The following is a 19,135-nucleotide window of genomic DNA, read 5'->3' as shown; positions in this document are numbered from 1 at the left end:
GTGGCGTCTGCGGGGAGCCGTGCGAGCGCCGTGGCGCAAGTCGCAGCCGGAGCGGATTCTTCCTGCACGCCGACCGCCGCGTGGGATGGGGACGGGCCGAGATGGTGCGCGTAGGACCCGAATCTGCTGGGCCACGCGCAATCCGTCGCGCTACCCAAGATCATAATCATCCGTCGTATGCGGATCGCCTAACGGCCCCGATGACGCAGCCGGGCGGGATGCGTGAGGCTTGTTGCGCGGCGTCGTCGGCGACGCAAATCTGGGGTGGGAGAGCACCTGTGGCATCTTGTGGTGCGGCGCGGAGGCGCGTTGGATGAGCGAGCAGTTTTCTCCAGTAGAACTGGTGCGGTCAGGTCCTTGGACGCGCGCGCTCATCGGGACCTACGTCCTCAGCCTCAGCTTCTTCGAAGGCATCGTCCTGCCGTCGCTCCGGCAGTCGGGCGTGCGGTCGATCGATATTCTCGCGGATGTCGAGGGTGTAGCGGGCGCTTTGGGTGAAGCCGGTGCCAGGGAGGTGGGCCGGACATATGCGTTGCACCCCATTCGGATCCCGAACCACGTCTTCCACCCGAAGTTCATGATCCTGGACGGCCCCGATGGTCCGTCCGCCGTCGTCGGGTCGGGGAACCTCACCTTCGGAGGTTGGGGCTACAACCTTGAGCTGTGCGAGATCCTGCGGCCGGAGCACTCCGGCACCGCGTTGAACGGGCTTGCGGACTTCATCGAGGAGCTGGCGCTCGCCGACAGGCTGCTGGGTGCCGACGCTGCGCTGCTCGAGCCATGGGTGGCCCGACTGCGCGGTGTGCCTCCGTCTGGAAGCGCGCGAATTGTTCACAACGTGACGCGGTCGATCTCGTCCCAGCTGGTCGAGCAGGCGGCAGAGCTTGGGGATGCTAGCCGCCTGACTGTCGCCGCGCCCTACTTCGGATCCAGCCGGGCCGTCGACGAGCTAGCGCGTCTGCTCGGCTCCCCCGCAGTCGATGTGCATGTCCACGATAGCGAGCTGCTAGCCGTGAACGGTCACCATTTTCCGTTTTCCGCTTCGCGAACGTCAGCTTCGCCAGTGGAGCTGGAGCTTCTTGCCCCAGAAGGTGCGGGACCCCTTCACGCGAAACTGGTCGAGATCGAGTGCGAGCTCGGATCGTTGCTCTTGAGCGGAAGCATGAATGGAAGCCTAGCGGCGTTGGGCGATCCGCAGAACGTAGAGCTAGGGGTCGTCCGCGTCGTCGACGGCACGCTTCCCCGGGCATCTGCGATCATCCCTCTGGAGAAGAGTTTGGCACGTGTCGATCAGAGCGCGGCAGCCTCGTTCGGAATTTTGCAGGCGACGTTGCTCGGCAACTGGCTCAAGGGTTCGGTGCTGAGCGAGTGCGAGCCGGGGCCCTGGGCGGCCGAGTTCGATCACGATGGTGTAGTTCACGATCTCGGTGAGATCTGCGTGTCTGCCGACGGCAGCTTCGAGGGCGGCGTCCTTGTCCCCAACGCGAGCTATGGGCGTCGTCGATCTACCCTAGTCCTACGCCGGGGCGATACGCAGATCCGTGGCTTCGTCGGGTTCCCAGACGCGATTGAGCTGAACAACCGATGGGGTGCTGTGATCGGACCGATGATCCGCGTCGCCGGTGGTTCAGACGACGACGACGACCTCGCCGGTGTCCTCGAGTATTTCGCGAGCAATCCCGGCGTGACTGCCACCGCCTGGCGTAGCGCCTCGATGAAGTCAGAGAAGCCTGAGCCGGCCTCTCGCATGATCTCATTGTCGGACCTTGAGATCCACGAGGCCGCCGACGACCACCAGGAGTTCGGCGGTCCGTCCACCCGGGGCGCCTTCGATCGCATCCTCGCCGCGCTCCGTGTCCGCTGGACCACGATCCCCATGCGCACGAAAGCCGCGACCGTGGATCACGTCGAGGCGGAAGACGGCGGCAAAGAGGATGACGACGACGTCCGCGTCATCGCGGCGTTCGACGCTCTGCTTGAAGTACTGGCGGAGCGGGTGCCCTCTGACCCTGCGGTCGAGCTGCAGCGTGCGGCAGACATCGCGGGCTTCGTGCTGCTCCGCAAGCCTGAGGTCAGGCGCGTCATCGACTTTGTCGCATGGTGGAGCAACCTCGCCGTGCGTCATCTGTCCGCAACGGAGCTGTCCCAGGATGTTCGGGGGATGGCTGCGGTGCTTCTGCTGCTCGACGGTCTCGCCACGTCGAGCCCGGAGGTGGCGCGCGGTCGCCTCGCGCGAGTGCTTGGTTCCGTCGAGGAGGGCCTAGGGCTCGCCGAGGCGCTCGGATCTGGATCGCGCGTGTCGAGACTGGCAGAGGTGATAGCCGGTCCGACCGGACTTAAAACGTTCGCCTCGCAGGTTCGCCTGATTAGCAGTGCAGTCGAGGAGGTGATCATCGCCGCCAGGCATGTCTCGCGCGGCGAGCTTCCCCCTCCCTTGCCTCTGCTCGACCCCACTGAGGAGATGCGGACGATCCGCAGACACCTCGCCGCTGGCAACGGTTGGAAGATCCTGAAGGTCGGGCGCGGCGCCAAGGCCTGCCCGAAGTGCAACTATGCGTTGCCAGATGCGCAGCAGCACCGGCTCGGCTCCATTGGCCTCGCCCGAGCGGCAAACTGCTGCAATCGCGTGCTGCTTGTGGAGGTCGACTGACGATGGCGATAGTTGTCAACGATGAGGTGCTGGAGATCCTGTCCAATTGGTCCGGTCCCCGCGTGGTCGCTAAGCCGCCGCTCAAGCCGGGCGGAGTGGATCCGCTCGGACTTCGACAGGTCAACTTCGACCTGATGGACCGATGCATCCCGGGCCTCAACAACGCCGCCACCCGGCTTCGCCCTTACACGCTTGTCGCCTGGGCATGGTGGAAGGCGGCGGAGCTGGCGCGGCGCGAGGGTGGACAACTCGTCGATCCGGACCGGCTGAAAGCATATGTCGACAGGGTGGAGGTGCTCTTCACGGTTGGCCATCTTCTTGAGCAGGATTTCGCAGGCCTTCTCGGCAGCGACACCCTGCGCGCAGAGGTCGTGAACCGAGGGGCCTACGATTTCTCGTCACCGGCTTGGCAGGCGTTCCGCAAGCGGCGGGCCGCGAACACCTCGCTCATGGCGCCGGTATCCTACGGTCCATCGGCCAAGGAGGGGGCGGGGCTCGGCTACCTTTCCCCGAGGAGCGACGGCACCTTCGCACCGACTGCTGAGATAATGCCGGCGGTGATCGCCTTCGATGCGCAGCTCGAGGACCTGCACGACGACCCATGCCTGAGTTCGCTCGACTGCGGCCAGGTTGGCGTGGAGCGCATGCAGCAGCTCTACGAATACTGGGCGATGGATGATCTGAGTGAAGAGGAATGCAAGGTCGGTCGATCGCGCCTCGTCCGTGGACAGCGCGTCGGGACGATCGAACTGATCGAAACAATACTCGATGAAGCCGAGGGGGCTCTCCGCATCGACCAGATCAGGTGGCAGATGGCGTTGTCCGATACCAACCAGCCCCCACTTGGCGCGGAGCCGACGCCGGCTGCGGTGTGGCGGGCGATCCAGACGCAGCAGCTGCACCGGCTTTCGCTGGAGGCACTGCTTGTCTGGCTGCTCGACACCACCACGACGAGGCCCCACCAGTTGGTCGAACTCGCGGAGTTGCTGGTCGAGGCGGCGGAGATCGAAGAAGGCGCGACGTTCGGGGACTGGCTCGATGACGCGACGTTGAACGAGGACGGCGTGGGAGATCCGGTCGTCGCGATCGAGGAGCTCGAGGTCGTGCGGCAGAGGGAGCGCCCCGATCTTGCGCTGAGCGGCCTCCGCATCGCCCTCGCGGTCTGCGGCGAGACGGCTGGCGACCAGCGGCTCTACGATGGCGCGGCTGACCGCCTACCGCTCTCGCGGGCCCTCACGCGAGCCCAACGGATCGCGTCGCTTCCCGTAAGGGACGGCTTCGAGGTTCTGCTGTCGGAATGGGTTATCGGCCAGCATCTCTACTGGGCGGTCGGCCGCAGTGGCGACGAGACCCAGCGTTTGCGGCTGATGCTGGACGAAGGCGGCTGGCTCGCCTTTTCGAGCTACGGCAACGCCAACCCCACTCCCGACAGGCTGGCAACGTTGCTGAGCCTCGCATCGGACGCCCGGATTATCGTTGCCGACGAGATGGATGGGGAGCTGGTCTACTTCGCAGGACGAACGAGGAAGACGAAGCAATTCTAGTGTCGAAGATCCGTTGTTAGGTTTCGTTCCGGCGAGACCGAATTCGTGCCAATCTCGCTAAACACGATCGGTTTCGGCGCCACTTAGGCCAGAAGCTGCAGGGCCACGCGCCCCAATGTCGGACACTCGATCCAACACAGTGGCGATACCCAGAGCCGTCATTCGTATACGTGCCGCTGGAGTGGGCTTCGTAGTTTAGCTTCAGCTTGCGCTAGTTGGCCGTCATGGACGGGCCGAGACCGCGAGCTCGCTGCGCGTAGCGCGTCGAAGGTACCGTCTTCCAATCTACAGCCAAATTTTAGCGCGTCACACGCCTCGGGGCATCTCGAGAGGCGTTGGTACCTTTAATCTGCGGCGACGCGGTCGAAGTCATTGCGCCGGATGCGTTGTGGGAGACGGTCGCGCACCATTGCTGCTCGAACTTCGCGTCGCTTTCCTGACCACAGCTGGACTAAGGCCGCTACGCCTCACTCGCCTCGTCGCGCGCAAGACTGACCGCCCTCTCGACGGCGGCGACGGTGCGATCGACGTCGTCCGCTTGGATGCGCCAGTTCGAGACACTGAGCCGCATAGCACTACGACCACGATAGCGCGTTCCGGTGACGTAAGCCTCGCCTCCGATGTTGATCAGTTCGATGACCCGCTCTGTGCGGATGTCATGTTCTGCCACCGTGGCCTCCGGACGATCATCCGGGAAGTAGATGATCGCTTGGTTGATCTGCGGCTCGCGCTCCAGGCGGGCCCCGTCGAGCGCGCCGATCCGCAGGGCGAGGTCGTGGGCGAGATCGCAGGTGCGGTCGACGATTTCGGCGACGCCATTCCGTCCCAGCTCGCGCAGGGCAGCGTAGATGGGGATGGAGCGGGCCCGGCGCGACCAGTCAGGGGTCCAATCGATGGGATCCCGGATGTCCCCGCGCGGCGCGATGTAGTCCGCTTTGACCTGCATTGAGGCGAGATGGGGTGCGGGGTCGCGGATGAAGGCGATTCCACTGTCATATGGCACGTTGAGCCACTTGTGCGCATCCGTCGCGATAGAGTCGGCCAGCTCCAACCCCTCCGTGAGATACCCCCTGCGTTCACTCGCTCTTGCCCAGAGGCCGAATGCGCCGTCAATGTGCACCCAAGCTCCCGCAGCCTGGGCGATGGGTAAAAGGGTTCGGAATTCATCGAACGCACCGATGTTGAGGTCTCCCGCCTGGAGGACCACGATCTGCGGCCCGCAGTCTGAATGCAGCGCCGCTTCCAGCACGTCCGGTTGCAGCGTGCCTTCTGCGCCCTCTGGCAAGATCTCTAACGCCGCTGATCCGAATCCGAGCAAGCGGACGCTTCTCCCGACAGACGCATGCACGTTGCTGCCTGTAAGAAGCCTAACCCTCGGGGCAGCCTGAAGGCCGTCACGCTCGACGTCCCATCCGCACCGGGCCAGCACTGCGTTTCGCGCGGCCGCAAGGCAAGTGGTGTGCGACATCTGGCAACCGGTGGTAAGCGCGTAGGAGGTCGTGGGTGCCAATCCGAGCAGGTCCCTCAGCCATTCGCCGACTACTTCCTCGATGATCGCCGATGCGGGCGAGGTGGCGGCTGTCGCGGCATTCTGATCCCAGGTCGAAACCAGCCAGTCGGCAGCGAGAGCGCTGGGAAGTGTTCCCCCCATGACCCACCCGAAGAAGCGGGCGCCCGTGCTGGTCACCATGCCTCCGTCCGCAGCGCTGATAAGATGCTCAACGATCTCTTCAGCTTGGTCGCCCGTCGTCGGCATCGGCTCAGCGAACTCCACCCGGAGATCCTCTGCCGTAAGCCTCTCTGCCACCCGCCGTCCGTCGAGCGACCCCAGATGTTCGGATGCGAATTCCAGGACCGTCTTCAGCACCGGCGACACGTCACGCATCGAACTTCCTTCGATACAATTTCGTGTCCTTTTTGCAATTGTATCTTTCCGGTTGTGACCGTACCCAATACGGATAGCTCCTCATTATACTTGTCCCGCTTGGTGTGTCCCACCGCACTATTCGAGCAGCGGAACCTGAAAGAAATATGACAATTAAGATTATTGTATTATATGTATCGTATACGATGCGAGGTCAATCTTGGAAGGCGCGAACGGGTGTGGAGTTGAATGGTCGACGGGAGCCCACGCATGGTGCCAACCTCGCTAGCCGCATCCTCGTGCACTCCAACAGTTTGAAGCGCTGGCGTGTGGCAAACGGGAAAAGGTGAGCCGGAAGCCACGCTCGGATCCGGTCCCAAAATGGTGGTCGAGGTGCGGCCTGGCGTATGGCTTGATCGGAAAGAGGAGGCTTGGTCCCAAGACGCTCACCTTCATTTACCGGGGTTGAGGCTTTGCCGGTCGGCCTCTCCGGCGGGATTTTCGGGGGGTTACAGACTCCTGTCGTCCGCGCACATCGTCAGTGTCACCCTGTCTGGTACCACTGGGGTAAGCAGAACATGGCTGGGTGGGGTCTCCGAGAGCAGTGTGGACAGCCCCGGTGTGGTCACGGTGACGCCAGCTGGCTGCGTGCGAACCGGCTGGGTGGAGGACGCAAACCTGATCTGCGCTTGGATCGAGATTGATCCTGATCATCTCCAGACGATCTTCTCGCCAGAGATCTGCGGGCCATTGCTGCCATTGTTCAACATCCCGGCGCCTAAGCTGGCCCTAACTGTCGCGCACCTCTTGGGACTACTTCACGGACACACTCGTCGATCGCACTCCTTGGTAGTCGAGACTCTGATGCTGAGCGTCGTCAGGAGCATTGCCCTCTTGTCCGGCGGGCTGTTTCGTCGTCCAAGCGACGGCTGGCTGGCACCGGCCGCTCTTCGACGGGTCGCGGAGTTCGTTCACAACGGTATCGGCGGCCGTATCACGCTCGAACAGATGGCTGCGCAGGCTGGTCTGGGCCAAAGCGCGTTCCTCCGCGCCTTTCGCGGGACGCTTGGCTGCACTCCGGGCGAGTTCGTTCTGCGCCGCCGAACGGAGGCGGCGAAAGAGATGCTACTGCGGACGGACATGTCGATCGCTGAAGTAGCCCACGCTCTCGGCTATTCGAGCGCCGCGCATTTTTCGACCGCGTTCTTTTCCCGCTGCGCGGTCAATCCTCGCCAGTTTCGAAGAATCGGCGGCATCCGGCCTCGTGGCTCCGACTGAACTGGTCTTCGCGTGACGGGGTTTGCTCCTTTTGACTCATCGGGTAACCAGTTTCTGCGGGTGCCGTGAAATAGGGCCATATTCTCGGTGCCGGGGGGCGCTCGAATGAGCACCGGCGTGGGTATGGCGCAAATAGCGGACCTTCCACAGAGGTTCCAACACCCGCTCCCCCCTCCCAACCGTGCGCTAATGCTATCCGAGCGTGGTTCAGGGGCCACTTGCCGAGCTCTTGATCCTGAGTCAGTCTTGCAGTCCACCGGCGCCGGCCGGTGAAAGGGTGTGGAAGCCCTTGTGCATGGGACACCGTCGCGACCTCTGGTCCGGCGCAGAAGGCACGCGTTCGCGCGGCCTACGCCGCACATGGATTTCCTGCCCTCGGAAGGAGGGTTTTGTGGCTGCGAGTTTGACTGGGAAGGTCGCCGGAGGAATCGACGACGGCGAGAGGACGGCGCTCGAGAGGGAGTATCGCGAGCATTCCGATTGGCTCAGATCGGCGGCCCGGCGGCGCACTCGCAACCTACATGCAGCTGACGACTTAGTGCAGGAGGCGTTCGTTCGCGCTTCTCGATACCCGGCCCACCAGCGAAACGGCCGACCATTGCTTTTGCGCATCCTGGCCAACCTGATCAAGGACGGGTTCCGATCCAGATCGAGAGAGGTCGTTGCGCTCGACTCGTTCGCAGCAGTCGTGAACACGACGGGCTTCACGCAAGCGGATCAGGCTGAGACGGTGGACTTCACCAATCTGATCGTCGCGATGCCGAAAAAACTCAGGGATGTCTTCGTGCTCGCCCGCTTCACCCCGATGACGCAGCCTGAGATCGCACTTCGGTTGGGGATATCGGTCAAGACGGTCGAGTGGCGGCTTGCGAAGGCGCTCGAGTATTGCGTCAGTCATCTTGGCGAGTGATGCTAAAGCCATGACGAAGTCAGCCGAGCACGAAGCTGGTCTCGAGGCGGCCGCGTGGCACGCAAGGCTACAGTCGCGTTCCGTCACCAACGATGAGCTTGAGCGATTCTGGGAGTGGCGTAGTCGCCCTGGAAACGCTCAGGCATTCGAAACGGTGGATGCGATATGGAGCAGGGCTTCCAAGAGCGGGGACGACCCTAGGATTCAGGACGCGATCCGGAACGTCGGGTGCGACTTGCCCCGCCGGCGAGCGCGGATCAATTTCGGCCGAAGCCCTGGACTCGTGGCGACCGGTGCTGTGCTTGCCGTATTGCTGATTGCGACGCTGATGTTCTGGGTGGGACAGCCCTCAGTTTACGTAACGGACGTAGGTGAGACACTTGTGGTCCGCTTGGATGACGGAAGCAGGGTCACGCTCAACACATCGACAAAAATCCTGGTGCACTTCGAAAAAGACCATCGGGACATTGAGCTTCTGGAGGGCCAAGCACTGTTCCAGGTAGCTCCCGACCCGTCGCGACCGTTTCGCGTCATTGCCGACGAGACCAGCGTCGTCGCGCTCGGGACAGAATTTGAGGTGCTCCGGTCCGAAAGCGCGGTGAAGGTGACGCTCGTCGAAGGTCGCATTTCGGTCGCGCCGTCACCTAACGCGCCGGCATCACGCCTCGCTGCGACCGGCGACACGCTCGCGACAAGAGGATCGAGAGTCGAGATCGGAAAGCAGGACACCAAGGTGGCGCTTAGCTGGGTCGGAGGCAGGATTGACCTCCGGGACGTACCTCTGAGCGCGGCAATCGCCGAGGTAAACCGATACACGCACAAGCGCATTGTGCTCGACTCACCAGCGGACGCAGACACCAGAATATCTGGCGTCTTCGCCACCGGGGACCGAGAGGCATTCATCCTCGCCGCGACCGCACTGCTTGGATTGGAAAAGTCGGAGGACGCGGATGGAACTGCTTACCTGCGGAGAGGCGGCAAAAAATAGGTTCGCGTCACTTAAACTCTGTCACGACAAGAAGGTGAATTTATAGCGTGCGCGAAGACGATGGCTTGGACGAAGATGCTGCACGGCAACCCGCCGAAGACATTTGCGCTTCCACGATCGGCGCTACCATGCGTCTCGTCCGCAAGGCTCGCAAGTTGCGATCGTTCGACATCGCCAAGGCGATGAACATGCCGCTGAGGTCCTATGAGTATCTCGAGAGCGGAAAGGGGCGAGTTAGCTTTGAACGCGTAATGGCTTTTGCACGCGCAGCCGATGTCGATGGTTGGGCTCTCCTGGCCAGCGTTCCCTTGGGGTCTCCAGAGTTCGCGCTTCGGTGTGCCGACAACAAGCTGATGACGATCTTGCTGGTCAGTATGAAGGAGCTTGAGGACGACCTCGGCAATGACATGACCTTCCTGCAGCCTGGGACTCTGATCGGCGCGTTCACTCGTCTGAGGAAGGATCTGGCGCAGCATGTTCGCAACCGCGATCAGTTTGCGGAGACCTGGCTATCGGAGAAGACGCCTATGCTCGGAATTCCACTTCGTGACGAGAAAAAGCGCTCCGGCGGCGGCTGATCGGGATCCCGTTTTGATTCGCAATCCCCTTGCGCAGTCACCGCAGATTCTTTTCGCAGGCAAGAGCCAGACCGGCGCTCACGGCAGATTTTTCGGCTTCGTGCTGTAGCTTCGGCACCCACAGCCAAAAGTCTTCACCACCCGGTCCAACAAATCACCACAGACACGAAAAAATGTCGTCGGCCTGATTAGGGGCAGGCCCACCCCACGGCGTTTTCTATATCGAGGAAAGGGAAGCTGCACACAGCGACGGCCTTTCCCGTGCATCAGGGGCAGAGGACCACACATGACCAGATTCGACCGCCGGATAGCAGCAGGGCGCTCACTTCCGTTGGCCGTACTGCTACTCACGAGCGCGGCTGTAGCGCCGGGGTGGGCGCAGCAGCAGAACCAAACAACCACGAGTTACCGGTTCGCGATTCAGGGGATTCCGCTAGAGGAAGCGCTACGGAGGTATGCGCGGGTCACGGGTCGCCAAGTAATCTTCCAACCCGCGACTTTCGGCTCTCGCCGGGCACCGCAACTGGTTGGCCCCTTCGACGCTGACACGGCATTGAGTATTCTTCTGAAGGGAGTGCCTGTCCGGGTTGAAAGGGTGCGGACGGGCGTCTTCGTCATATCTCCACTGACGCGTGGCGCGCAAAGTAGCGAACGGCAGACCGAGGCGAATGGCAATCTGGACCCTGTTGCCGAGCCTGAAGCTGCAGAGGTCGTCATTACGGGCACGATAATCCGCGGAACTGGTCCTGCGGGGGCGTCGGTCACAACGATCAATCGGAAAGATATGGACCGATCGACGCGGGCCTCTGTCGCTGACATCGTGGCGCTCATACCCCAGAATTCGGGGGGCACGGGTGTCAATCGGCGTCCAAATGGGACCCCCGATCGGCGCGCAAAAGGGACCCCCTTTCAAGGATGGTGCGACGTTCGAGGAACGCGCCTTGCGCTGCGTGCGGCGTAGGGAGGGCGGAGCCCGAACGGAGACGCGCGCAGCGCAAAGCATCTTAATTTCGACCTGCGGCGGGGATCAGTTTCGGTTCTTGAAACGCCAGCTGTCATTGCCGGTCTCGATGATGTCGCAATGATGGGTGACACGATCGAGAAGAGCGGTGGTCATCTTGGGATCGCCGAACACGGTCGGCCATTCCCCGAACGCCAGGTTGGTCGTGATGATGACGCTGGTTTGCTCATAAAGCTTGCTGACCAGATGGAACAGCAACTGCCCACCTGAGCGGGCGAACGGCAGATAGCCAAGCTCATCGAGCACGACGAGGTCGAGGCGAGAGAGCTGGGCGGCAAGCGCCCCGCTTTTGCCGATCCGGGCTTCCTCTTCGAGACGGGTCACCAGATCCACGGTGTTGAAGTAGCGCCCCCGCGCTCCGGCGCGGACGACATTGGCGGTGATGGCGATGGCCAGATGGGTCTTGCCGGTGCCAGTGCCACCGACCAGGACGACATTGCGCCGTGCGGGCAGGAACGCGCCGCCGTGCAGCGAACGGACCAGCCCTTCGTTGATCGGTGTCCCTTCGAAGCGGAAGGCATCGAGGTCCTTCACCACCGGCAGCTTGGCGGCCGCCATCCGGTATCGGATCGAGGCCGCGTGACGGTGCGTTGCCTCTGCGCGCAGCAGATCGGTCAGTATCTCCATCGTTGTGCGCTGACGCTGGAGCCCTGTGGTGACGGCCTCATCGAACGCGCCAGCCATCCCCTTGAGTCCGAGCCCGCGCATTGCGTCGATCATGTCATGCCGCTGCATGGAAGTTCCTCAGTTGGTCGTAACGGGCACAGTCGGCGATCGGCGGATGCCTCAGGGCGTTGTCCTCCGAAGTGACGATCGTCAGCGGTCGCGGCGGTTCGCGACGCCGTGCCAGGATATTGAGGATCAGATCGTCGCTCGCCGTGCCGGTCGCCAGCGCCTCCCGCACGGCGGCTTCGACGAGCTCCAGGCCATCGGTCAGCACGGCCGCCAGCACGCGCACGAACCGCCGATCGGCATCATCGCCGTTGCCCAGCTTGCGTCGCAACCGGGCGAGCGCCGGCGGCAGTTCCCAGTCCTGGAAGGGTGCGCCGTTGCGCAAAGCGCCGGGCTTGCGGGCCAGCACCGGCAGATAGTGCCAGGGATCATAGATCGTGCGGTTCCGCCCGAAGAAGCGGGGATGCTCGGCGACGACCTCATCACCGCATCGCACGACAATGCGGTCGGCATAGGCCCGGACCTGCACCGTGCGCCGCGCCACCGTCGAGAGGACCGAGTATCGGTTGCGATCGTAGCTGATCAGACAGGTGCCGCTCACGCCGTGTTCGCTCTCGTTGAAGCCGTCGAACGGCCCGAGCATCGACTGTAATGCAGGGCGTTCGATCTCCAGCATCTGCGCCACGGTCTGGTCGCCCTGCTCAGGATGGGCCTGCCGTTCGGCCCAGCGCCGGCACTCAGCTTCCAGCCAGCCATTGAGTTCTTCGAGACTGGCGAACCGCAGACGGGGCTGGAAGAAGCGCCCTCGGATCGTCTGCACCTGGTTCTCGACCTGTCCCTTCTCCCATCCCGCCGCCGGCGAGCAGGCCGTGGGCTCGACCATATAATGGTCGGCCATGATCAGGAACCGCCGGTTGAACACCCGGTCCTTGCCGTTGAACACGCTCGTCACCGCCGTCTTCATATTATCGTAGATGCCGCGCCGGGGCACGCCGCCGAAGAAGGCAAAGCCGCGCGCATGCGCGTCGAACAGCATCTCCTGGGTCTCGCGTGGATAGGCCCGGACATACACAGCCCGCGACGCGCACAGCCGCATGTGCGCGACCTTTACCCGCATCGGCTTGCCAGCGATCTCGACATCCTCGTGGCTCCAGTCGAACTGGTAGGCCTCGCCGGGCTGGAACATCATCGGAATAAAGGCCGTCGTCCCGTCGCCGAAATCCCTGCGCCGCTCGACCTTCCACCGTGCCGTATAGCGGCGCACGGCATCGTAAGAGCCCTCGAAACCCTCACGCACCAGAAGGTCGTGGATACGGGTCATCCGAAGCCGGTCACGCCGGCCCCGTAACTCGTTCTCTTCCAGCAGCCCATCCAGCCGATCCTGAAACGGACCGATACGCGGCAGCGGCTGAACCTTGCGTCGATAATCAAATGCGCCTTCCGGCGCCCGGATCGCCTTGCGGATCACCTTCCGCGAAACATGCAGATCACGCGCGATCGCCTTGATCGCCTTCCCGCCGGCATACTCACGCCGGATACGAACCACTGTCTCCAAAACCAACATCCCGATCTCGCCGCATGAACTTCCACGCGGCTGTGTAAGCTATCGAAATGAGGGGTCCCTTTTAGACGCCGATCACCCCGCTAACGGGGTCCTTTTTGCACGCCGATTCACAGTTTCGACTTCTTCGCACGCTGCTCGATGAGCTGAACACCCCGCTTTCCGCGTGCGGAACCTGCGCGGGGTATCCCCGCCAAGTCTGGGAAGGCTGCGGGCATCCGCTGCGTGCTGGGCAAAGTCTGTGGCGACCGTATGAAACCCTGAATCCGATAGTACGGTTACAGATGCTGGAGGCGGCGGCAACGGCAATCAGCTTGATTGAGGTGAGGGACATCAGCCCGCCAGGCGAGCAGGCAAAGCTATTCTGGTCCGAGCCCCAAACCGGGTTCACCAGTGGCCTGCCGACGAAAGCGCCGAAGCCCGAGCCCATCAATCACTGGCAGCGTGCAGTCCAGGCCATCGACGAGGCCATCATTGAAGCGCGACACAACCCCGAGACGGCACGCTCGCTGTTCGCGTTGGCTTCCTATGGTCGGCGCGATCCCGCTTCCTTGGAACGGTTGCGCGCCACCTTCGTGAAGGAAGGCATCCCGCCGGAATTTCTGTCACATTACCTGCCTGATGCACCCTTTGCATGTCTTAAACAAAATGACGGGTTAAGTGACAAATTTTGACGGATAGAGCTTTCCGGCTCACACTGTCACATAATCGAACGTATACGTGACGGGTGAAAAGGTGCTGATCGGCTACATGCGGGTATCGAAGGCGGACGGATCCCAGTCCACCAATTTGCAACGCGATGCGCTCATCGCCGCTGGTGTGAGCCTTGCGCACCTTTACGAGGATCTGGCCTCGGGCAGGCGCGATGATCGCCCAGGGTTGGCTGCTTGCCTGAAGGCGCTTCGTGAAGGGGACACGCTGATCGTGTGGAAGCTCGATCGGCTTGGCCGTGATCTGCGCCACCTGATCAACACCGTGCACGACCTAACTGCGCGTAGCGTGGGCCTGAAGGTCCTGACCGGTCACGGTGCGGCGGTCGACACGACGACTGCCGCCGGCAAGCTTGTGTTCGGTATTTTTGCCGCGCTGGCCGAGTTCGAGCGTGAGTTGATTTCCGAGCGAACAGTCGCTGGACTTATCTCGGCGCGCGCTCGCGGCAGGAAAGGGGGGCGCCCCTTCAAGATGACCGCCGCCAAGCTACGCCTGGCGATGGCCAGCATGGGGCAACCGGAAACCAAGGTGGGCGATCTCTGCGAAGAACTCGGGATTACCCGGCAGACGCTCTACCGGCACGTGTCGCCCAAGGGCGAACTGCGGCCAGACGGCGTAAAGCTGCTCTCCCTCGGTTCAGCCGCATAAATGGAGGCGACCTGGAACGGGGCGCTGTTCAGTGCGGCAACGATCCGATTACCGGTGTCGACCCAGAGCAGCCGTAGAGCTTTTGGGAAAGCTGTCGTTCAACGCCTGAAATAAGCCGTGCCGCGAAGCGGCATCGGCTTGATTGAATTGTTAGACGGCAAACTCGAGCCAATACTTGTGCAGGCCAACAATATTAGACGAGCACAGCATGGGCATTGCCGCTTTGATCTTCTCCAGTGACCAATTCCACCACTCCATCTCCAGAAGCAATGAAATTTCCTCATCGGTGAAGCGTTTCTTAATCTTCTTAGCGGGATTGCCGCCAACGATAGCGTAAGGCTCCACATCTTTTGTCACCAACGAGCGGCTGCCTATCACCGCACCGTGCCCGATCTTGATTCCGGGCATGACCATTGCCTCAGAGCCGATCCAAACGTCATTGCCAATGACAGTATTACCTGCTTTTTGGAAGGCATCGAGTGCGCTTGAGAATGCAGGTTCTTCCTGCATATAAAAGAACGGGAAAGATGATGCCCAGTCGTACCGATGCCCCTGATTGCCAGCCATGATAAAGGAAGCCCCACTCCCGATAGAGCAGAAACTACCGATGATCAACTTATCAACGTCATCACGGTCCGGAAACAGATACCGTGCGCAGTCATCGAATGAGTGCCCATGATAGTAGCCAGAGTAATAGCTGTACCGCCCAACTTTGATATTGGGGTTCTTCACTTGCTCAGAAAGCAGCTTGCCTTTGAAGGGGCTATCAAAGTAGTTGGTCATAAGAGATCCCGCGGTCTGTGACTTTGCCGTCTAACGTTTGACATGAGAGGCGGCGCAAGGGCGTAGCCCTTGTGACGTCCTCTCGATGGAAGGGTTAGGCGTCATTCTTGGATGCGAGCAGATCGTTGGTGCGGTCTTTCACGAAGCGAATGAACTTGGCGACCTCGACCGGCCGAGATGCAAGATCTTCTGCCTTGTACCCCAGGTATGCGTTGCAGGCTTCCTGAAGAACGGACTTATGCTCACTCGGCAACCGCTCCAATGCCCAACGGGCCGCGGCGTCCTTGGGTGCAATCGTTCGTGTGGCTGCGCTGTACCAAATGCGGGCCAACGTAAGTACCACGTTCCGTTCATCGCCTTCCCAGTCCTGAGGTGAGTGCCACAGGTCGGTGGTTTCGGCCAACACTCGCAAGAAGTCGGACTCGGGAACAGGATCAAAAAGATCTTCCGCGGGAGGACCGGCTAACGGGACGCTGTGTTGTCTGACCTTTGTCAACAGGATCGCCAAGTCGGGGTCCAAACAAGGAGGCTCGACATGTCCTGCAGAGGCAGCCGCTCGAAGCCACTCGCCGAACTGGAGTTCGCGTCGTGCGGGGTTGCGCCAGGGGACAACCTCTTCCCGCGCAACAACCGTTACCTCCAGAGCGCGGAGAGACTTGCTTTCAGCGGGTGGAGCTGAATGCTGAAGAAGTTCGAGCACCAAGGCTCGCCGAGTGGTTTCGTTGGGTCGCGCAGAGAGGGTGACCAGCAGATCAATGTCGCTGTACTTCTTAAGCCCACCATGCAAGGCAGAGCCGTATAGATGAATGGCAAGAAGCACAGGCTCCAAATGTGACTTTATGACGTCGACGACTATCCGCACCTGAGCGGATACCTCTGCGGGGACGGTGTGGTTCATGCATGACGCCTAACGCCTGAGTTAAGCCGGAGCGCTTTGCGGCCGCGGCGTTGTGACAATTTACAGAACAACTCCGCGGCCGCGAAGCGATCTCGGCTTGAACGAATTGTTAGACCGCGCTTAGAAGAACTCATCCAAGATCCGGTAGTACTCAATCTTAGCTATGTTCGGATTTGGCTCTCCATACTCGATGAAGAACTGGTTAGTGAGTTCTGGTCCAAATACCGCGTCAATGTTTCTCGATGCAAGCGCCAGGTCTTGATACTTATCGGCAAGCCCGACCCGACCGCAGTCTATGAAGCCGACGAAGGCATTACCTTGGAAGATGAAGTTCTCGGGACAGGCGTCGCCATGTGTGACTACCAGCTGCTCCGCTCCAGGCATTTGTATAAAAAGTTGCTCGTAAACATCCCGCGCCAGCATGCCTTGCCTTGCGTGATCAAAGTCCTCCTCATCAACTAACCCGGCTTCCAAACGGCCCGAAGCCAGCTTCAGTCGCAGGTGGAGCCTTTCGTCGAATGGGCAATCGTCAGGCGAGATCGAATGGAGGTCGCGTAACGCTCGTGCCATCTCTGCAACAACAATAACTGGATCTGCATCTGCGGCGTCAGCGGCATTGTGGCCAATCAATGCTTTTGTCAACAGGATGGTGACAGTTGAAGTCGAGACATATGAGATCACTTCCGGTACGAGAGCTCGTGTTCTGAGCCATCTAGTGCGCTGATGCTCTTGAAGAATTTCTTGAGCAGAAGATCCGGAGGCGTACTTTAGATACGCGGTATTGCGATCAGGAAATAGAACTCGAATCACTCGAGCATCTGACTGACCATACTCAACTTCTTCAAAAGTGCATTCATCCAACAAGGGTGAAAGCAAATTCTTTAGTTCAGATACTTCGTCGAGGGCGACTGTCATAGCGGTCTAACGTTTGACATGAGGGGCGGCCAAGGGCGCCAGCCCTTGGACGTCCCCCTCGATGGAAGGGTTAGGCATCACTGCGTGTTCGCTCGAATGCCTGGCGTGTTTGAACCATGTACACGGCTGGACCATCTGGGGTGGTTACGGTACCTTGCCTCTCAAACCCCGCTTTCTCGTAGCATCGGATCGCTCGCAAGTTGCTCGGCGACGGGTCCGTTTGGATCTTGGTGACCTCGGGATCATTGAACAGCAACTCAACCAGAGCTCGAACCAGCTTGGTTCCCAAGCCTTTGCCCAGTTGTGATGCATTCGCCAGTGACTGGTCTATTCCGCGTACTCCTGGATCGGTTTCTTCTTCCCACCATCCGTCCCCGCTTCCAAGAGCAACGTACGACTGGGCATACCCAATCGGCTCTCCATTCAGCATTGCAATGTATGGAGTGACGGACTCTTGCGCTAAAACGCTTGGCAAGTACTGTTCCTGTACGTCAGCAAGTGTCGGGCGTGCTTCTTCTCCGCCCCACCACTCGACGATATGAGATCGATTTAGCCACTCATAGAGCATCGCAAGGTCATGCTCAGTCATGAGGCGCAGTGTGACGGAATCGTTGCTGTTGGTCACGATGCTGTACTTTGTGATGCCTAACTTTGTTTTAGGGCGACTGCCCTGCTGCGTAACATCGTTGCTGCTCCATAACATCAAACATCGACCCACGGCGTAACGCGCTTGCTGCTTGGATGCCCGAGGCATAGACTGTACCCCAAAAAAACAGTCATAACAAGCCATGAAAACCGCCACTGCGCCGTTACCACCGCTGCGTTCGGTCAAGGTTCTGGACCAGTTGCGTGAGCGCATACGCTACTTGCATTACAGTTTACGAACCGAACAGGCTTATGTCCACTGGGTTCGTGCCTTCATCCGTTTCCACGGTGTGCGTCACCCGGCAACCTTGGGCAGCAGCGAAGTCGAGGCATTTCTGTCCTGGCTGGCGAACGAGCGCAAGGTTTCGGTCTCCACGCATCGTCAGGCATTGGCGGCCTTGCTGTTCTTCTACGGCAAGGTGCTGTGCACGGATCTGCCCTGGCTTCAGGAGATCGGAAGACCTCGGCCGTCGCGGCGCTTGCCGGTGGTGCTGACCCCGGATGAAGTGGTTCGCATCCTCGGTTTTCTGGAAGGCGAGCATCGTTTGTTCGCCCAGCTTCTGTATGGAACGGGCATGCGGATCAGTGAGGGTTTGCAACTGCGGGTCAAGGATCTGGATTTCGATCACGGCACGATCATCGTGCGGGAGGGCAAGGGCTCCAAGGATCGGGCCTTGATGTTACCCGAGAGCTTGGCACCCAGCCTGCGCGAGCAGCTGTCGCGTGCACGGGCATGGTGGCTGAAGGACCAGGCCGAGGGCCGCAGCGGCGTTGCGCTTCCCGACGCCCTTGAGCGGAAGTATCCGCGCGCCGGGCATTCCTGGCCGTGGTTCTGGGTTTTTGCGCAGCACACGCATTCGACCGATCCACGGAGCGGTGTCGTGCGTCGCCATCACATGTATGACCAGACCTTTCAGCGCGCCTTCAAACGTGCCGTAGAACAAGCAGGCATCACGAAGCCCGCCACACCGCACACCCTCCGCCACTCGTTCGCGACGGCCTTGCTCCGCAGCGGTTACGACATTCGAACCGTGCAGGATCTGCTCGGCCATTCCGACGTCTCTACGACGATGATTTACACGCATGTGCTGAAAGTTGGCGGTGCCGGAGTGCGCTCACCGCTTGATGCGCTGCCGCCCCTCACTAGTGAGAGGTAGGGCAGCGCAAGTCAATCCTGGCGGATTCACTACCCCTGCGCGAAGGCCATCGGTGCCGCATCGAACGGCCGGTTGCGGAAAGTCCTCCCTGCGTCCGCTGATGGCCGGCAGCAGCCCGTCGTTGCCTGATGGATCCAACCCCTCCGCTGCTATAGTGCAGTCGGCTTCTGACGTTCAGTGCAGCCGTCTTCTGAAAACGACACCTTTTCCGCGCAATTTCCCCCTTCCCACTGTCTAAGATATCGTCCAATAATCATCGTCTAACAAACCGGACCGTCGTTGAATGATAGACGCCTCGCAATCGTCGTCGGA

Annotated in this window: 16 protein-coding genes; 9 read left to right on the top strand and 7 right to left on the bottom strand. The window is 61.0% G+C overall.

Annotation, left to right across the window (positions count from 1 at the left end; all coding sequences use genetic code 11):
- Positions 1-313: 313 nt before the first annotated feature.
- A complete protein-coding gene (locus ACRYLO_RS13515; protein WP_482660635.1) occupies positions 314-2,650 on the top strand; it encodes a hypothetical protein in 2,337 nt (778 codons plus the stop codon).
- 2 nt (positions 2,651-2,652) lie between these two features.
- Positions 2,653-4,194 (top strand): hypothetical protein, encoded by a 1,542-nt coding sequence (locus ACRYLO_RS13510; protein WP_482660634.1) that lies wholly within the window; start codon positions 2,653-2,655, stop codon positions 4,192-4,194.
- A 460-nt stretch (positions 4,195-4,654) separates the two neighbouring features.
- Here the strand turns inward: ACRYLO_RS13510 and ACRYLO_RS13505 are convergent, their stop codons facing one another.
- Positions 4,655-6,079 carry a pyridoxal phosphate-dependent decarboxylase family protein gene (locus tag ACRYLO_RS13505; RefSeq protein WP_482660633.1) on the bottom strand — a complete coding sequence of 475 codons (1,425 nt, stop codon included), beginning with the start codon at positions 6,077-6,079 and terminating at the stop codon, positions 4,655-4,657.
- A gap of 843 nt (positions 6,080-6,922) precedes the next feature.
- Between ACRYLO_RS13505 and ACRYLO_RS13500 the strand changes: the two genes are divergently transcribed.
- The 4 genes from ACRYLO_RS13500 to ACRYLO_RS13485 all read left to right on the top strand — a co-directional run bounded on the left by ACRYLO_RS13500 (position 6,923) and on the right by ACRYLO_RS13485 (position 9,812).
- Complete coding sequence (locus ACRYLO_RS13500) at positions 6,923-7,336, top strand: helix-turn-helix transcriptional regulator (RefSeq protein WP_482660632.1); 414 nt, start codon at positions 6,923-6,925, stop codon at positions 7,334-7,336.
- 391 nt (positions 7,337-7,727) lie between these two features.
- Positions 7,728-8,246 (top strand): RNA polymerase sigma factor, encoded by a 519-nt coding sequence (locus ACRYLO_RS13495; RefSeq protein WP_482660631.1) that lies wholly within the window; start codon positions 7,728-7,730, stop codon positions 8,244-8,246.
- A gap of 10 nt (positions 8,247-8,256) precedes the next feature.
- A complete protein-coding gene (locus ACRYLO_RS13490) occupies positions 8,257-9,234 on the top strand; it encodes a FecR family protein (protein WP_482660630.1) in 978 nt (325 codons plus the stop codon).
- Positions 9,235-9,281: 47 nt separating this feature from the next.
- A complete protein-coding gene (locus ACRYLO_RS13485; RefSeq protein WP_482660629.1) occupies positions 9,282-9,812 on the top strand; it encodes a helix-turn-helix domain-containing protein in 531 nt (176 codons plus the stop codon).
- A gap of 1,027 nt (positions 9,813-10,839) precedes the next feature.
- On the opposite strand, the gene istB is transcribed toward ACRYLO_RS13485, so the two are convergent.
- Together istB and istA are read right to left on the bottom strand one after the other, a co-directional pair.
- Complete coding sequence (gene istB, locus ACRYLO_RS13480; RefSeq protein ID WP_170172217.1) at positions 10,840-11,568, bottom strand: IS21-like element helper ATPase IstB; 729 nt, start codon at positions 11,566-11,568, stop codon at positions 10,840-10,842.
- Positions 11,555-13,069 carry an IS21 family transposase gene (gene istA / locus ACRYLO_RS13475; RefSeq protein ID WP_170172218.1) on the bottom strand — a complete coding sequence of 505 codons (1,515 nt, stop codon included), beginning with the start codon at positions 13,067-13,069 and terminating at the stop codon, positions 11,555-11,557. Before istA ends, istB begins: the two co-directional genes overlap by 14 nt.
- Before the next feature lie 95 nt (positions 13,070-13,164).
- On the opposite strand from istA, the gene ACRYLO_RS13470 reads away from it, so the two are divergent.
- Positions 13,165-13,740, top strand: coding sequence for a hypothetical protein (locus tag ACRYLO_RS13470; protein ID WP_482660628.1), 576 nt, complete (start codon positions 13,165-13,167; stop codon positions 13,738-13,740).
- A gap of 61 nt (positions 13,741-13,801) precedes the next feature.
- On the top strand, positions 13,802-14,425 hold the full coding sequence (locus ACRYLO_RS13465; RefSeq protein WP_003155741.1) for a recombinase family protein: 624 nt from the start codon (positions 13,802-13,804) through the stop codon (positions 14,423-14,425).
- A gap of 150 nt (positions 14,426-14,575) precedes the next feature.
- On the opposite strand, the gene ACRYLO_RS13460 is transcribed toward ACRYLO_RS13465, so the two are convergent.
- The 4 genes from ACRYLO_RS13460 to ACRYLO_RS13445 all read right to left on the bottom strand — a co-directional run bounded on the left by ACRYLO_RS13460 (position 14,576) and on the right by ACRYLO_RS13445 (position 17,646).
- Complete coding sequence (locus ACRYLO_RS13460; protein WP_000186237.1) at positions 14,576-15,208, bottom strand: type B-3 chloramphenicol O-acetyltransferase CatB3; 633 nt, start codon at positions 15,206-15,208, stop codon at positions 14,576-14,578.
- Between the two features lie 94 nt (positions 15,209-15,302).
- Positions 15,303-16,106 carry an AadA family aminoglycoside 3''-O-nucleotidyltransferase gene (locus tag ACRYLO_RS13455; RefSeq protein ID WP_272513621.1) on the bottom strand — a complete coding sequence of 268 codons (804 nt, stop codon included), beginning with the start codon at positions 16,104-16,106 and terminating at the stop codon, positions 15,303-15,305.
- 120 nt (positions 16,107-16,226) lie between these two features.
- Complete coding sequence (gene aph(3')-XV / locus ACRYLO_RS13450; protein WP_019407932.1) at positions 16,227-17,021, bottom strand: aminoglycoside O-phosphotransferase APH(3')-XV; 795 nt, start codon at positions 17,019-17,021, stop codon at positions 16,227-16,229.
- 70 nt (positions 17,022-17,091) lie between these two features.
- The gene (locus tag ACRYLO_RS13445; RefSeq protein ID WP_003159191.1) at positions 17,092-17,646 is read right to left on the bottom strand and encodes an aminoglycoside N-acetyltransferase AAC(6')-Ib4; all 555 of its coding nucleotides are present in this window, start codon (positions 17,644-17,646) and stop codon (positions 17,092-17,094) included.
- A 163-nt stretch (positions 17,647-17,809) separates the two neighbouring features.
- On the opposite strand from ACRYLO_RS13445, the gene intI1 reads away from it, so the two are divergent.
- The gene (gene intI1 / locus ACRYLO_RS13440; protein ID WP_000845048.1) at positions 17,810-18,823 is read left to right on the top strand and encodes a class 1 integron integrase IntI1; all 1,014 of its coding nucleotides are present in this window, start codon (positions 17,810-17,812) and stop codon (positions 18,821-18,823) included.
- Positions 18,824-19,135: the final 312 nt, after the last annotated feature.

The organism is Sphingomonas sp. SDUR79 (assembly GCF_056821745.1).
The sequence above is the reverse complement of the archived record's forward strand: the minus strand, read 5'-3'. Positions and strand labels throughout refer to the sequence as shown.

What these genes read in the sequence shown, in the direction of transcription:
- ACRYLO_RS13515 (WP_482660635.1), top strand. Translation starts at nt 314, where the DNA reads ATGAGCGAGCAGTTTTCTCCAGTAGAACTGGTGCGGTCAGGTCCTTGG.
- ACRYLO_RS13510 (WP_482660634.1), top strand. Translation starts at nt 2,653, where the DNA reads ATGGCGATAGTTGTCAACGATGAGGTGCTGGAGATCCTGTCCAATTGG.
- ACRYLO_RS13505 (WP_482660633.1), bottom strand. Translation starts at nt 6,079, where the DNA reads ATGCGTGACGTGTCGCCGGTGCTGAAGACGGTCCTGGAATTCGCATCC.
- ACRYLO_RS13500 (WP_482660632.1), top strand. Translation starts at nt 6,923, where the DNA reads ATGCTGAGCGTCGTCAGGAGCATTGCCCTCTTGTCCGGCGGGCTGTTT.
- ACRYLO_RS13490 (WP_482660630.1), top strand. Translation starts at nt 8,257, where the DNA reads ATGACGAAGTCAGCCGAGCACGAAGCTGGTCTCGAGGCGGCCGCGTGG.
- istB (WP_170172217.1), bottom strand. Translation starts at nt 11,568, where the DNA reads ATGCAGCGGCATGACATGATCGACGCAATGCGCGGGCTCGGACTCAAG.
- istA (WP_170172218.1), bottom strand. Translation starts at nt 13,069, where the DNA reads ATGTTGGTTTTGGAGACAGTGGTTCGTATCCGGCGTGAGTATGCCGGC.
- ACRYLO_RS13460 (WP_000186237.1), bottom strand. Translation starts at nt 15,208, where the DNA reads ATGACCAACTACTTTGATAGCCCCTTCAAAGGCAAGCTGCTTTCTGAG.
- ACRYLO_RS13455 (WP_272513621.1), bottom strand. Translation starts at nt 16,106, where the DNA reads ATGAACCACACCGTCCCCGCAGAGGTATCCGCTCAGGTGCGGATAGTC.
- intI1 (WP_000845048.1), top strand. Translation starts at nt 17,810, where the DNA reads ATGAAAACCGCCACTGCGCCGTTACCACCGCTGCGTTCGGTCAAGGTT.